Below are 14,346 nucleotides of genomic sequence, written 5' to 3' on the forward strand. Positions count from 1 at the left end.
GAAACAAAACTATTTGCCCGCTAATATTTGCGTGTTTTCTAAATATACGCCCGTAGCTCAGTTGGTTAGAGCATCACCTTGACATGGTGGGGGTCAGTGGTTCGAGTCCACCCGGGCGTACCATCCTAAAGCCTTATACTAAAAGGCTTCATAAAGGTTCTGTTTCACATCATTTTTTTGCTGGGGTAAAACCGGGGTAAAACTCATACCATTTTTATCAAATTTTTGCGATCCACTTTTTCATAATTTCACATCATAGCTTCACACTTTAGAAGATTAATTTATTATGAATAAAATACAAAACGACTTTAGGCGCCTTGATTTTTAGTAAAACAATGAATAGCCCAACTTTAGTTCAGGCCCATTTTTATTTTAATTAAATATGCTTCCTAATTTATTTCATTGTTTTTGGCAACTACTATTATCCACATGAATGACTAAAGGCTCTCCATTATCAAAAGAATATACATAAGATGCCCCATTTGGGAATATATTTTTTAGACGTTGCAGTATTTTATTGTCAGACTTATCAATATCACAGTATTTATCTACTGCAAATACGCTTAAAAAGGCTTTTAATGTTTCATCATTAGCGTCTTTTATTGAAAAATTTTTTATGGTTAATTTAAAGAACAATTCATTATTATTCTTATAAACATCTTGCAATACTGTGTATACATCTAAATCTTTAGGAGTCTGTTTTTTAAAGCCTTCTATAATTTTATCCTGCAATATATTCAAATAATCTTGAAGTTTTTTTCTATCAACTTTATGACTAAAAGGGTTTACTGTGTTAAATTCACAAAAAGGCTGGGTATTCTTACCGGTGGTGTTTAAGAAATTGATTTCTAATTTATTGTAAAAGTAATCTGGCATGTCATAGACAAGTTTTAGTCTGGAGTTTTCTATATTTTCTACTTTTAGTTTTTCGATATATCCATCCTCAACTAATAATTCGCCTAAGTATATAACTCCATCCTCTACTTTATATTGCTTAAAAAATTCGCCATCATATAATGCTTTTTGGGAATTATCATTACAAATATAAGTTTTATAACTAACTTTTCCATCATCATAAAATGTAACAATTTGTGCTCGTTGACCAATTTGATACATATTCCACTTTCCAATAATCTTTTGTTTAATTTCTTGATTTGATAAACTCTGTTTATCATTAGCAAAAACAAAAAACGGAATCATTAAAAGAATTAACAGTATTTTTTTCATATCTATTTCCCTTAGAATAATTAATCCAAATATAAACAAAAATAATGAGGAGAAATACCCAAAAAATTTAATTTTTGAGTACTTTTGTTAATTTTCAATTTATTGCAATCGATATCTCTCAATAAAGTATTTACGGGGAATAAAGTTAAATGCATCAAGCTTCATGCTGTCGATATAGAATTGATTGAGTAAGCAAGTCCCAGACTTTTATATCGCAAAGTCTAAAGTTGTCATTAATGCAGTTAAGTCCAATTAAAACAACAGGCCAAATTAACTAAAGCGAAATAATAGCATAGCAAATTTACCACATAACTCCCTTACACCATCTCTCTGTTTTTGTAGGAGTAATTAACTCAAAGTTATTTCTGCGCATACATTGTTGAAAATGATACTTATTAAAATAATAGAAAAACTGAGAATCGGGACCGATTCCTTGATAATGATAACGTATGTTATTTTGGGGTATATAACGAGCACATGCTTTATGAAGTAAATCTGCATTAAGCGGTTTATTTTCGATATTTTCGCCTAAAAGCCGGAGAAAAATTTGGTCCGTTGTTCCTATCAAATTTTTAGGTCTTGATCTAAAATGGTCTTCAAGATAATTGTGCTGAATCGCAATTGCATTAGGTAAATTTTCCTGAGATATATGCCCACTTGAACACAACTCGGTAAAGATATTAACCATAATTACTCTTGTATTTTCTGTTTCTTGATTACATTTTTCAAGATCACTTTTTGAAGCTTTTGATTTATTCTTTACAACTGATCGCCAATATTCTTTATCATAATCTGGAAATTCACTGTCAGTATAGCCAAACAAACATAAATCGCCTCTACTTGAACAGGAGTTCACGCTAATAACCATCAGCGTTAAAATAAAAATTCTTATTAATTTAGCCATTAATTATTTCCTAAATAATTCATATAAAATACATTTTATATTTATACATATATTTTCATTCATTACAATACTTTAACAGCAAAGGTTTAAGCTTTTTGTTTTTAGATAAATATTATCTATATATCAACAATCTTTTATCGTACAAGAGAAAGATTAAGAAAAGAGATGCAGAAGATGTTCAAAAAACCCCGCTCCTCAACTTTTTTAATTGAATAAATTACAAGATTAATAGGCAGGATTAAAGTAAAAAGGCGTCATAATGAATATAAGGGAATTTGACCCCAGCAGGAATAATTAAATCAAATCAAACATATGATATTTAATAAATTATTTAATATCATATGTTTTTATACCGTTAAATATACCGCGTTTATTATACCTGTATTTCAGAAGCTTTTTTAAAGAGGTCATCACCCTGTTCGTCTGTTAAACCTAACAATCTCTGAGCTGTTTTAACGGGCATAGAATCCCGCCTAAAATCACTCGCGGTATCCCACGCAGTTTTCAAGATTATGTTTTCCGGTGTTTCCTCATCTAAATTTTTTACATAGTCATCAACATATTGAAACATTGTTGAATCGGCATACCGAGCTGTTTTAAGTAATGCTAGCATCTGGAACCGACTAATAGAATCCGGCACAAAGCCCTTAGATAACTCATCTTGCTTTTTTTTCGCCAGCTCCATAGCTTCTTTTTCTGTAATACTAACCAAACCTGTGGGGGTAAACTCATCTTGCGGCACATCCGCATCAAACGCATAAATTTGATCATTACTATCTTTATAATATTTCATAAAAATCCTTACCTTAATTCAGACCATTGGTGTATGGTGCCTTGGCCCTCTAATATATAGTATTGAGAAGAGGGAACTATAAAACTTAAAGACCGGTGCATTTCGGAGGAAGTGAGCGACAACACGACTACCCCATTGACTTTTACGTTTACTTGAAGAGGTCCAGTTACCTTGTTCTTCCCACTCCCAGCGGGCAACTTTCCGCCTCCGCCTCCGCCTCCAGTCGCTACGCCCCCTGCCCCGATTCCGCTTAGAACTGGTCCTACTTTAATTGTGACAAATATAGGCTTACTAGTGGCGTTTTGGTGATTAACGTTAAGCATTCTTTGACCTAGCATCGAATACCAATTTTGACGGAAACCCAAAGCATTAAAATTACCATCTATCATTTCTCCATATCTGTTAAAAAGGAACGCCCACCGCTGTTCAGAAGCCAGCCATATCCCAAAAAGCCCGTCGTCTCGTACTGTCAAACACACTTGTCCATTTCCCGATGTTAGATCGGTCCGTCCTTCGGTTGCGTGGTTTACTGGGTACATATGATCGGTAATAGGAGTTAACCTTTCGTTGAGGTTTTTGACTGTCCACGATGCGGCCGCCGTAGTTTTTGAATCGCTATAGAGAGAAGCACTAACAGTTAATGCAGGCCCTGGTACGCCTTGTGGCCCCTGTGCCCCTTGTGGTCCTTGTGGCCCTTGTGGCCCGGTTTCCCCTTTCTGACCAGGCACGCCTTGTGGACCCCGTGCCCCTTGTGGTCCTTGTGGTCCGGTTTCCCCTTTTTCACCTTGTGGTCCGCGGTCGCCTTTGCTACCGACGACTCGTCCTAAATTGATAGTTTGTGTCATAATATATCCCTAAAATCTGTAAATTAAATCGCCATTGTTTGAAATTGAAAGGTCTGGAGGTGTTGCGCCTTCCGCATAATGCACCAACAAATTACCATTATCAGAAATTGATAACGCAAAAAAACCATTTTCAAGAGGTACCACAACGCCGCTTTCGCCCCTATCCCCCTGTTCTCCTTTTTCGCCCTGAGGTCCGCGTTCCCCTTGAGGCCCTTGTATACCCGCGGGGCCTTGTATGCCTGGGGGGCCTTGTAAATGATCGAGGTGGTTTATCATTTGATACAATGATCGGTATATACCGTCTAATGTTTCTTTATTCACCGCGTCATGTGGCAGTTGAGGAGTTGCTAAATTCTCAATTTTTCGTAATTCTGCATCATAATGCCTTCCCCCCAGAGGGTACTTTAATGCCCGGTTGTTTGAACCGTCTACCCCCTGCAGAGCCATCCAAATTCTATCAAAATCGCTGTTGACAGTTTTTGCAAGAAAATCACCATTGGTTTGATAGTCCGTTATCCGCATTAAAGGTATGTTACGCAGGATTACTACACGGCTGTTTGCCGGCGGCGCGACATCAAAAATAACATTACCACCTTGGTTTGTATCCAATCCTGTCACAGTATAGTTAGTAATCCGCACACCGTTAACTAAAACTAATAAATCCGATTCATAAACAACTTTGCATAAAAACGAAAAAACAACGGTATTACCATCGGCCATATATTCATATTGTATTTGTTGATTACCGACTGACATTTTCTACCCCATTGCACATAAATTCAGTATTGTTCTTGGGCGCAATCTCTTTACAATAGTATTTTTGCCAACCTTCAATTATTACTTTGTTGTACTTAATTGCGTTGGTGAGATTGTAATAATCTTGTTGAGAAGTTCTTGCAAGTCGTAAGGCTTTGTTAGCAATACCGCTGGCGGTGGCACTATCTCGCTCGACTGATTCGACTTTGACGCGCAACTCGACAAGACCATTATCGATATCATTACGTAAAGCATCTGTTTTAGCTTGACCATTTTTTATTGCCCCAATGATATTTAATTCCAGTTGTTTAACGGCATTATTGCTCTGCTTATATTGTTCAAATTCTATTTTGATTTGATTTTCTCTTGCTACTGCGAGTTTTTCATCTTGCCAACAGTTGTATGAAACATATATAGCAAACGCGGCGATAATGGCTAACGGTATTGGCAATAGTTTATAAATAAGTTTTAAATTAGTCATAGTTTTCTATAATTTCCAGTTTAAACGATTGCCCCTTAAGCTCATCCATTAATAACGCTAACGCCTTTCTACTTTCAAATAGTTGGGTATCGTTATTACTCATCCCCACTAAAATGCAACCTGACGTATCCTTAGTCCAGTTACCCGCATGAATTAAGATATGAGAGCGATTCGGCACATCTTTAACTTGATAAACACGACCAAATTTTGGCGAATTAACAATATCGCATTGATATATTGCCGCAGGGATACATGAAATTTGACGTTGGTTATTTTTCCATAACAATTCTAACGTTGATAGGACTTTGCCTGATGGTAATTGGAGAGTACCAAATGTCCCATTTAAATTAGTTTTTATTCTAGTTAATTTCATTAATCGTCTCCTTTAGCTTTTCTTATTAGCCGTTCTTCGAGGGCTTTTATTAATGTAGCCCCCGACCACCCAGCCAGCCCAGCTACACCTCCCGCCAGCTCGAATTCCCAATTGAAATAACTAGCAGCCAGCACAACCAATGCACCAGCAAATGTTGAGATAAATATTTGAGCGACTAGAGTACCTATTCGGAATTTGTCACCATTTAAGATGCGATAACAATAGCTAGCTAACGAACCTAGTATCGCGAAGACGAACAGGTTAAAAATCACTGCCCATTTAATGTTGTCAGGGTCTTTAATCGGCATGTACGGAACCTTAAATACGCGCCCCCTTTTGAGGCGTTTAATATTTTATTTTTGCTTTTGTTTGACCAATCCCAGGTCTCCATACCCCCATAGTATTTGAATTATAGGTGCGTTTTTGCACCGATTTAGCTATTCTGATAGGGGTATTATGTATAGCTCCCGCCAGTGAATCGATATAATCATCGGGCTGTTCTGATACCTCGGGATTAAAATTGCGCATTTGCTCAAACACAGGACTTTTATCCTCATCCGCAATGCTAATGTGCGCCCACAGAAAACGGGATTCTAAAGGTGCTTCTATGGCTTCTAATATACGAATTTGCTTATTACGAATTTCGTGCTTTTCAATAACACCACATCGAAGCCCCCGACTCTTTAACGCTTGGCGTAACAGTGTCGGAGCAAAACCGCCGATGCCGTTGGTCTCAATAATGATGGACGGTATGTTATATTTTTCGATGAAATCACATAACTGAATTACTTGCCCGCCAACGATACTACTGTTCTCGCCAAAAACGGCTATCTCTCCAGTAAGCCCAGTGCACACATGCCAATACAGATGACCTTTATTATCGGTAAGCAATAAAGTAAACGCACTAGCATCCGATTTAATTTTACCCGCGGACGGGTCCCATACCGCAGACGCACCAACAATGCGCGTATTACCGAGCATCATAGTGACTTCCCCGTTAGCATCGATTATTGTCGGCTCAACGTCGTATACTCGGATACGTTCGGGGTCCAATCTGCTTTCGGTGATTGGTTTAGCGTGTAGCTGGTATTGGCTATCCCATGCATTAATAGTGCGGGTTTCTCTCCGACGAGTTAAAATATCTTGAGGAGTAAATCTTTCGGGCCACGAGACATCCGCGTAGCAATCAAGAATACCGTTATATGCGGACGCAAAAACTATGTGGTTATCTTGAATATGATAGTGTACCCCTTCTTCTAAAAGTTCCGTAGCTTTATGAATACCAATAAAAACTACTTGCGGGGCGAAACCAACATAATAAGGTTTCCCCGCTTCAACTTTATTAAAGCGCTTTTCTTTACTAAACAGTTTAATTACAAGTACATCGGCACCTTTCGCTATCAATTCAGTATATATAGAATCGTAGGTGTGCGGTGTTCCAACATATAATTTTTTCCCCCCGGGCTTTAAAATGTGGGTTTGCTCATCTAATCGCTCCCTAAGTTTTTCTCGAAGTTCTTGGGATGTGATATTACGCGGTACTTCGACATCGTCATTTTGAACTTCATCAGCACGTGAGCCAGTAACGTTAGACATAATACCTTTGGCCAACATGCTACTATGTAGCGGATCGGCTAACGAATTTATGTCGTTAACATTCCAACGTTCAACATCCATTTTCCCAGGAGGGAGTAAATCTTTTGTTAAGGGGTGCCTACGCAAAATACTTTGAGTTGCTCGGCTAATTTTACGCGCGGAAGGGTCGGATTCAGACTGGTGTAAAATCTGATAAGTTGAATCATTATAAAATCTACAGGCGTTATAAGGCGCTAATGTCGAAGATTTACCAATTCCACGATGGCATAACAACACTTTAACCGGGGCGGGTTTATCCAACCAATCGGCAATGCGAATATGACAATCGGGGGTATCTCTACCTAAATAATCATTCCACATCATTAAAAAAGCTGTTGTGGAAATCTTAGCCATGTGCTAACTTCTCTAATCGTTTTTTGGCCGCGTTTTCGAACTGGATAACCTTGCTATTTAAATCCTCTGCCGTTCCTTCTTTTGGCGTTGCACCTTTACGCTCATAAAGAGCGATTAACGTTTCCAACTTAACTGCGGTTGTAATTATTTGGTTAGCATTTTTTTTACACCAATAGCGATCCCCTCTTTCTTCCACAGACATTTCATCAAGTTTTTTATTAGCTCCTGCCCATGTGTCTGGGTCCGCCTCGGTGATAACAACAGCTACCATTCGATCAGATAATGTTTTCAGTTTATTTAGTTGGTCCATTATTGTCCCCTCGGTAATACATCATTAGGTTTCCACCAAAATTCACGGCCATAAGTATTTTGTTGGCGTTGAGTATATTTTTCTAAATATCCTGGACTGACGGCTTCTTGTAACTGATTAAACAACAAGTGATCTGTAACAGCTTTTGTGTACCAAAGATTTGCGCCTGGGGTTAACCCTTTCACAAATCGGACAGCATCAGCCCCAACGTGCGTATCGTCCCCCGCCATAGCACGTCGTGCATTCCCCAAGGTTAAATCGGCAAACTGGGTTAAACTTGAACCCAACGGGCCTATAGCCATTTCACCCATGGTTGCACCATAGCTATTTTTATCTGAAAAGATAAAATCCCCATAAACACCGAGTGCACCACCTTTAAGCATAGCCTCTATCCAAAATCCAGTATCATCCATATCTTGTGGTTTTCTGCCGGACGCAATGTTATTAATTTGTAATGCGGCGGCGCCAAATAATGTAGTAGCAAGTAGTAACGACCCGCCGAAATAAGCTTTTTGTAACCGTGAAGGTAATGCGGTTCCTCTGGCCCACATTCTAGCTACTAGCGCAAAGGGAAAAGCCTTAAACTGTGCGATAGAGCGTGCTATTTCTCCGCTGGCCGTACCACGTTGCAACCCAGCCCCGATACGTAAACGGTCCCGAGTACCCGGCGTTATGACTGCCATGTCGGCCTCTTCAGACAGCATTCCGATCAGCTTTCTAGCCGCCTCAAACCTTACGGTTTCAGGGTTATCAAAATTCGAAAGTAAATTATCTGGTATAGCTAAAATGCTTTCAGGCGATAAAATATTATCAACACCAGCCCATCGGTCTAATTCTGCCATTCTCCAAACCGCATAGTCTGTATCGGTAACCCCGTGGCGTCTAATAAGTTCAGCATCAAAGTTATTGTTATTTGTTAGCGAGTTAAGGCTATCATTATGTGTAACTACGTGTCCGAGGGACGACATCATCGAAGCTGCATAGCCTTCTTTGGCAGCATCTGATATTTTCATAAGCCCCGATAACCGCAACACCGTTGATGCTGCTTTACTTGTCCAGTTAGTCCCCATGTTATCTACACCCCACCTATTTAAACTTGAAAGTGCACTTTCAAGAGCAAGACCGTTGCGTAGCGCATAGTGCCTATCGTTCCTGTTGAGTGGCTTAAGCGACGCTACCATAGCTTTGTATGCAGGGCCTAACGCCATGCCATTAGTTTTTGCCATAAGTAAAAGCGTCCCTTGATCGGTTATAGATGTGACCGCGGCACTCCCTAATCTTGAACCGGTAAGCAAATTACGTAAACTATCAAATACCGATGCAACGCGAGAGCGTACCAACGGTTTATAATTTCCTGATACGAAATCGTAAAGATCACTAGTTTTACGTGCTAAATTTTCTATACTTGTTTTCCCTACCCTATCGGTCATAGTTGATTTGTGGATAGCGTCATCTAACACTGATCTAAACATCAATGTTGGATTAGGTCCGAATGTTTCAATTGTAGCGATATCTCGACTAAGCCCCGAGATGTGCCCAACCATAATATCGAAAATGCCCCGCTCACCATACTGTGCATGATAATTTAAAAAACTGTCTGCATCTCTAAAGAAAATCTGGCGCGATTCAGCGTGGCGGTTAGCGGTCATACTAGATATACGATGCCCCGACCCTTGCAGTTTATTAGCCCCACCTGTTGATATAGTGTCGTAAATGTGAGTGAAAAGCTCCCTAACTTCGGCATCGTTCATTAACGATCCATCCGGGTGAACATATTGCTGGCGGTCGATAGCTGGCAATATATCATCTAACCACCTTTCGCATCCCGCCATTGCGGTTTTATATTGGGAATGCTCTTGCGGTAGATTCCAGTTTTCTAGCCTACCAATATCGCCCCCCGCATTATTAAACGCCGTGCGTAATTGTTCGGCTGAACGGGCCCACAACTCTGCGGCGGCTCTAGCCCCTGCGTTACCCGTATTTTCTCCATACATTTCGCGAACTAAATCTTGTATCTGATTTTCTCGTTCGAAAAGACTTAACAGCCCGGCGTTATCCATTTGATCCAGCAACGGGCCTAGAAAGATATTACGGGTTGCTGTTGCTCGGGTATCCATAGCTTGAAAACCCGTTTTGTTATCTGGGTTATAAGCTAGCAATCGATTTAGTGCTTCAACTTCATTTTTAGCCACACCACGCGCCATCATATCTGCAATCTGGTTGTCGACCCTATCACGAGCAAGTATTGTAAGCGCAATACGGCGTCGATTTAATTCTCTTTGACGTATAACATTATTGATGCCGTACTCAGCAGCCCTACGTAACCTTTCCTCCGCAGAATATGATGCCCAGTTAGGATCTTGCCTTGCTAGACTTTCTTGATTGCGAAGAATGTTATTAAAAATGTCCTGCACTTCCGTCCTGGTTAAATTGCGCCCCGTGGCCGCGTTAATTACAGCTTGATAACATTGTCGCATTACGAATTCCTTAACATACATGCCACTGCGGCATCATAGAGTTTTTTATCAGCGTGAGCTTTGGCTACTTCATTATTAGCGGTTTCTAATAAATCTTTCACATTAACAAAGCTTTCTATGCCGTTTTCATCAATGTGATTAATTTGCATATCAGGTTTATCTTTCAAGATTTGCTCGATAGCATCTGTAGAAGTCTTACCCTCTACAAAAGCTTTATTATGTTTTAATGCGTTAAACTCGACATCGCTCATCGTTTCAGCCCGCTGGTATATATTGAAAGTTTCCTCAAGTTCGCTAGCTTTAATATCGATTTTAGAGCTTACTTTATGCGTTAAATGTGGCGGAACTATACCATTGTTAAGGCTGACGATATCACGCTTATCTTGTTTGGTTAGCTTTCTTTTATTGATAAGCTCTTGCTTGATTTCATCAACCAATCGGGCGGGTATTGGTGTACCGTTTTTTGAATAATACATAGCGTCATCAGGAAAACGCTTAGCGATAGCATCGGATACCACGTTATGCCAATCTACATCATCTTTGAGAATAAAATGTCCCTCTTTAACAATGGCATCGACATTCACCGGGCGGTCATTGATCATATCATCGAAAGCTTTATTTAACGCCCTGTCATGCATATTTAAAGATTCAACATCCGTCGGTATACCCATTGCAGCATCGTTTTGATGTCGTTGATTATTCTTTGCTAGAAGAGCATCAACAAAACGTTGTTGTCTAAGTTCAGCATATTTTGCCGCCCCTCCGAAAATCATACCGAGCCCGGCATCAATTATCAGGGCTTCTTGATCTAACGCTTGATATTGATCTGCCATTTGGTTGTAACCATGAGCCTTCAGCAAATCATGGGTAAAACCACGTTGCCCGACTCCTATAGCAACGTTAGCCCCCGCGGTGTACATAACATCATGTAAACCTAGATTTCCATATGCATAAACTTTACCTAACCTGCTTTGTGATTCAACCCACGCTTTAGTAGCAGGTGAAAATCTAAAGCCCATCGATAACGGTATATACCCACCTAGTGCTACAGACCCACCTGTTATTGCCGCCTTTTCAGCAGCGGTACCCCTGTCCAACCCTTCGGCCAAACCTTGCTCATAATCAGCATAGCCTTGAACAGCACCAGCTAACGATGCCGCCCCACCTACCCCCTTGGTAAATTTTCCCGCACCGGCAAACGAACCCAATATATCGGACATAGAGAATAGGGTTGCTGTCAAACGCCCCCTACTTTGTGCAGTTTCCTGCATTATGTGTATGTGCTTTACGGTAGCCGCCAATGAATTTTTTAGGTATTCAGTTGTTCCGCTGTCATCTTCGCGGCCCAACACGCCATCTATTCGTTCGGACAGATAAACAATCATGCTGCCAAGAGCGGTTGAAGGTTTCGCCAGCAAACCTGTATATGCACCCGTTAATACACTTACCGCCGAATACCTAATGTCTTCAGTTAAAGTAGGCTCGTATTCAAAAAAATCTACAGGATTAGCTTTAGCCTCTTGGTACAATTTTTCGTAAATCATTCTGGGATTTCCTTTATTGCTTTAATTCCATCCAACGCATCAATGACTACAGGGTTACCTTGATTATCAGATAAGAAACCGTTTCCTGCTTTAATAAAGTACTTACCATCTGGTAAGCCCTTTGAACGAGTGCTTGGGACTAGTTGAAACCTCGATTCAAGGGGGCGTTGCGTCAAACCATACGGATCTCCTGGGTCTATGTTGTAGCGCTTTAAGTTATCAGTTTCGGTCCAACCATTATCTTTTGCATATTGTTGGTATTGAAAGTTAACTAAATTATTAAACGATGTTTCCGACATCCCCCAAGGCATACGTACATTGTACTTTGTCGATTTTTCACCGACTACAGCGCTTACCGCCTCTTTAAGCAGGCTATCATCTATTTCTCGAGTATTGGAATAGGTACCGTTAGATATGGATTTACCTATGTAGTAATCCATCACGGCGCTATATACCTGCTGTCTAACTTTCGAATCGCCAGCGAAAAGTCCATCCGTTAACGTATCAAACGCTTCAAGAGATTTAGGTGGTAGTGTAACACCCTTGATAGACGCATCACCTTTTTTAGAAGGTTTAAGGGCGTCGGCCCCCTTCAATATAAAGTTCGCAACAGTCTGCCTATCCCTTACTTCATCCGCAGTAAATATGTTTTTTTCAACAATGACTCTTCTTCCAGCGGGGCTATTAATTATTTCACCGGCAACAGCAAACCCAGGATGTTCTAAACCAACAGATTTCAAAATAGTATTATAAGCTTTGTCATCGCCGTCGGTTGCCTCTGAAAAAATTTTCAAAATTTGAGACTGTTGATCTGCGCTGGCATCTTCTAATACACGAGATAAATTACCCGCCTCTGCGCTTGAAAAGATTTGTAATTCAGTACCATAGTCTTTACTAATTCGGTTTGCCTGGACTACTCGCGCTCGTACACCCTCCGGTGTATATTCTAGATTATTTACTTCGCCCGCTTGCTGTGCCGCCGCAATTGGATCTTTACTCCGTTTATCTAATAATATTGCGGCCGCTCTAGCCCTGATCTTTTGCAATTCAAGGCGCTGATAAAAATTAGGATTACTCGGATCTGCTGTCAAATCTGACGATGCTTTATCCCCTTGTAGGATATCCTCCTCGGTAAAAGCTAAAAGATCCTTACTCGGCATACTTTTCAGTGCGCTGATATTACGCGCTAAAGTTTGCCCATCTTGATAAGCATCATAGGCTTGTTGTCCTTTTTTCCCGAAAACCGCATTGAATCGGCTAAGTGGAATATCTGGTGCGGTAATACCTCTTTCTTGCATCGCCTTCGCATTCGTCAAATCAAGGCTTAAACTATCCCTATTCCCGTTACCTTGATGCTTGATTAGACTATCCACCTTAAGCATATACTTAGCTTTGTTTACTTCGGTAAGTTGGTTGTATGCAAACGACTTCTTCATTTTTGCCGCAAGAGAAGCAAAGCTCCCTTTACTTAACTCCGTATGAGCAACCCAGCCATCTAATGCCGCTGAAAAATATTGTTGGGCTATCTGATCACGTTGTGCCTTTCGTAACTCCTCTGGCATCCCCTGCTCTTGGGCAAACTGATCTAAACGAACTAGCAAGTTGTCAAATCCCATCTTCAATGACGTTTGATCGCCATGCAGATTCTGAGCATTAGTAATGGCCAAGTCTATACTGGCTTGCATTGTTTTCAATGCTAAGGCTGATTGTTCTTGGCTTTCATGAAGCATTAATTGCCGGCTATATGCGGTATGCATATCTTGGGTTTGCAAATCAAATTTATCTAAAAAAGAATTACCTTTCAGTGTTTCCCGAATTTCTTTTATTTTATCTTCGTAGCGTTGGTTATAGTTACCCGCTTCATTTAACGCATTTTCACCTTTAAGATTACGATAGCCACTATCAGGATTATTCAATTCATCATTTCCAAAAGTATCTAAATCTAATAATGCTTTTTGGTATTGAAGCTGATCATCCTCTCGTTTTTTTTGTAACATGAAATTGGCAACCGCATCTAACCCTTCTCCGAGTTTATGCAAACCAGGACCTATACTAACAACATTGCTAGGTAAGGTAGTGTTACCTCCGCTGAGTTGTAAATTTCCGAAAGCTGGAATCTTTGCCATATTATGCACCTCCTCCGCCACCGCCACCACCGCCACCAGCGGCTCCACCACCGCCTCCTCCCATAACGCTTGATGCAGACATAGCATTTGCCGCATTATTGGCCCATGTGCCAATGGACTGTAAAATAAAGCCTTTTCTCAATCTTTTAGCATTATATTTTGCCATTTTGGAATTAATCATATACTGATTCGCTTCAGCCGCTGAGCTATACATTGTCGCAAAAACATCATCGTTAATATTTTTTTGTAACGTTCGCTGTGTGTCATCCACCGTTTGGGAATTATTGACATCTACACCCGATGCCCCGAAATCCTGTACGACGCTACCTTGTGCTTGTTCGCCTTCGCGAAAAACTTTCTCGGCATTTTGCTTGCCTTCCCATAACGCGTTTTTAGCGTTTTGCTCATACATTTTTGCCTGGGCTTTTAATAACCCTCGTTGTGTTTTGTAATCGACAAAATCACCTAGATATTTTGCTGTGTCAGCGGTGCCTTTTGCCGCCCAATACCACCAAGACATA

The 14,346-nt window shown here is 40.3% G+C and carries 14 protein-coding genes and 1 tRNA gene; 2 read left to right on the forward strand and 13 right to left on the reverse strand.

All coding sequences use genetic code 11. The features are described 5' to 3' along the window. Positions 1-46 precede the first annotated feature (46 nt). A tRNA-Val gene (locus J3U23_RS05335) sits at positions 47-123 on the forward strand. Positions 124-399: 276 nt separating this feature from the next. Here J3U23_RS05335 and J3U23_RS05340 read toward each other — a convergent pair. From J3U23_RS05340 to J3U23_RS05390, 11 genes are all read right to left on the reverse strand, one after another. Beyond that, positions 400-1,227 carry a hypothetical protein gene (locus J3U23_RS05340; protein ID WP_267337618.1) on the reverse strand — a complete coding sequence of 276 codons (828 nt, stop codon included), beginning with the start codon at positions 1,225-1,227 and terminating at the stop codon, positions 400-402. A gap of 301 nt (positions 1,228-1,528) precedes the next feature. Further along, positions 1,529-2,131 carry a hypothetical protein gene (locus J3U23_RS05345; protein ID WP_065734022.1) on the reverse strand — a complete coding sequence of 201 codons (603 nt, stop codon included), beginning with the start codon at positions 2,129-2,131 and terminating at the stop codon, positions 1,529-1,531. Positions 2,132-2,504: 373 nt separating this feature from the next. Beyond that, entirely contained in the window at positions 2,505-2,924 is a 420-nt protein-coding gene (locus J3U23_RS05350) for a hypothetical protein (RefSeq protein WP_267338701.1), read from the reverse strand. 854 nt (positions 2,925-3,778) lie between these two features. Continuing rightward, positions 3,779-4,525 (reverse strand): hypothetical protein, encoded by a 747-nt coding sequence (locus J3U23_RS05355; RefSeq protein WP_267338702.1) that lies wholly within the window; start codon positions 4,523-4,525, stop codon positions 3,779-3,781. Beyond that, complete coding sequence (locus J3U23_RS05360) at positions 4,512-5,006, reverse strand: lysis system i-spanin subunit Rz (RefSeq protein ID WP_267338703.1); 495 nt, start codon at positions 5,004-5,006, stop codon at positions 4,512-4,514. Before J3U23_RS05360 ends, J3U23_RS05355 begins: the two co-directional genes overlap by 14 nt. After that, positions 4,999-5,379, reverse strand: a complete 381-nt coding sequence (locus J3U23_RS05365) for a DUF5675 family protein (RefSeq protein ID WP_267338704.1) — start codon at positions 5,377-5,379, stop codon at positions 4,999-5,001. Before J3U23_RS05365 ends, J3U23_RS05360 begins: the two co-directional genes overlap by 8 nt. Further along, positions 5,379-5,687, reverse strand: a complete 309-nt coding sequence (locus tag J3U23_RS05370) for a phage holin family protein (RefSeq protein WP_267338705.1) — start codon at positions 5,685-5,687, stop codon at positions 5,379-5,381. The genes J3U23_RS05365 and J3U23_RS05370 overlap by 1 nt, the downstream gene beginning before the upstream one ends. Positions 5,688-5,724: 37 nt before the next feature. Further along, entirely contained in the window at positions 5,725-7,368 is a 1,644-nt protein-coding gene (terL, locus tag J3U23_RS05375; protein ID WP_267338706.1) for a phage terminase large subunit, read from the reverse strand. Continuing rightward, entirely contained in the window at positions 7,361-7,678 is a 318-nt protein-coding gene (locus tag J3U23_RS05380) for a hypothetical protein (RefSeq protein ID WP_267338707.1), read from the reverse strand. The genes terL and J3U23_RS05380 overlap by 8 nt, the downstream gene beginning before the upstream one ends. Next, positions 7,678-10,092 carry a hypothetical protein gene (locus J3U23_RS05385; RefSeq protein ID WP_267338708.1) on the reverse strand — a complete coding sequence of 805 codons (2,415 nt, stop codon included), beginning with the start codon at positions 10,090-10,092 and terminating at the stop codon, positions 7,678-7,680. The genes J3U23_RS05380 and J3U23_RS05385 overlap by 1 nt, the downstream gene beginning before the upstream one ends. Positions 10,093-10,154: 62 nt before the next feature. Next, entirely contained in the window at positions 10,155-11,396 is a 1,242-nt protein-coding gene (locus tag J3U23_RS05390) for a hypothetical protein (RefSeq protein ID WP_267338710.1), read from the reverse strand. 142 nt (positions 11,397-11,538) lie between these two features. Here J3U23_RS05390 and J3U23_RS05395 point away from each other — a divergent pair, with 142 nt between their 5' ends. Next, complete coding sequence (locus J3U23_RS05395; RefSeq protein ID WP_267338711.1) at positions 11,539-11,694, forward strand: hypothetical protein; 156 nt, start codon at positions 11,539-11,541, stop codon at positions 11,692-11,694. 1 nt (position 11,695) lies between these two features. Here the strand turns inward: J3U23_RS05395 and J3U23_RS05400 are convergent, their stop codons facing one another. Both J3U23_RS05400 and J3U23_RS05405 read right to left on the reverse strand, forming a co-directional pair. Beyond that, a complete protein-coding gene (locus J3U23_RS05400; RefSeq protein WP_267338712.1) occupies positions 11,696-13,825 on the reverse strand; it encodes a hypothetical protein in 2,130 nt (709 codons plus the stop codon). 1 nt (position 13,826) lies between these two features. Next, positions 13,827-14,345 carry a hypothetical protein gene (locus J3U23_RS05405; protein ID WP_267338713.1) on the reverse strand — a complete coding sequence of 173 codons (519 nt, stop codon included), beginning with the start codon at positions 14,343-14,345 and terminating at the stop codon, positions 13,827-13,829. Between the last annotated feature and the right edge of the window lies 1 nt (position 14,346).

This window comes from Gilliamella sp. B3367 (genome assembly GCF_026536825.1).
Classification (GTDB): Bacteria; Pseudomonadota; Gammaproteobacteria; order Enterobacterales; family Orbaceae; genus Gilliamella; species Gilliamella apicola_E.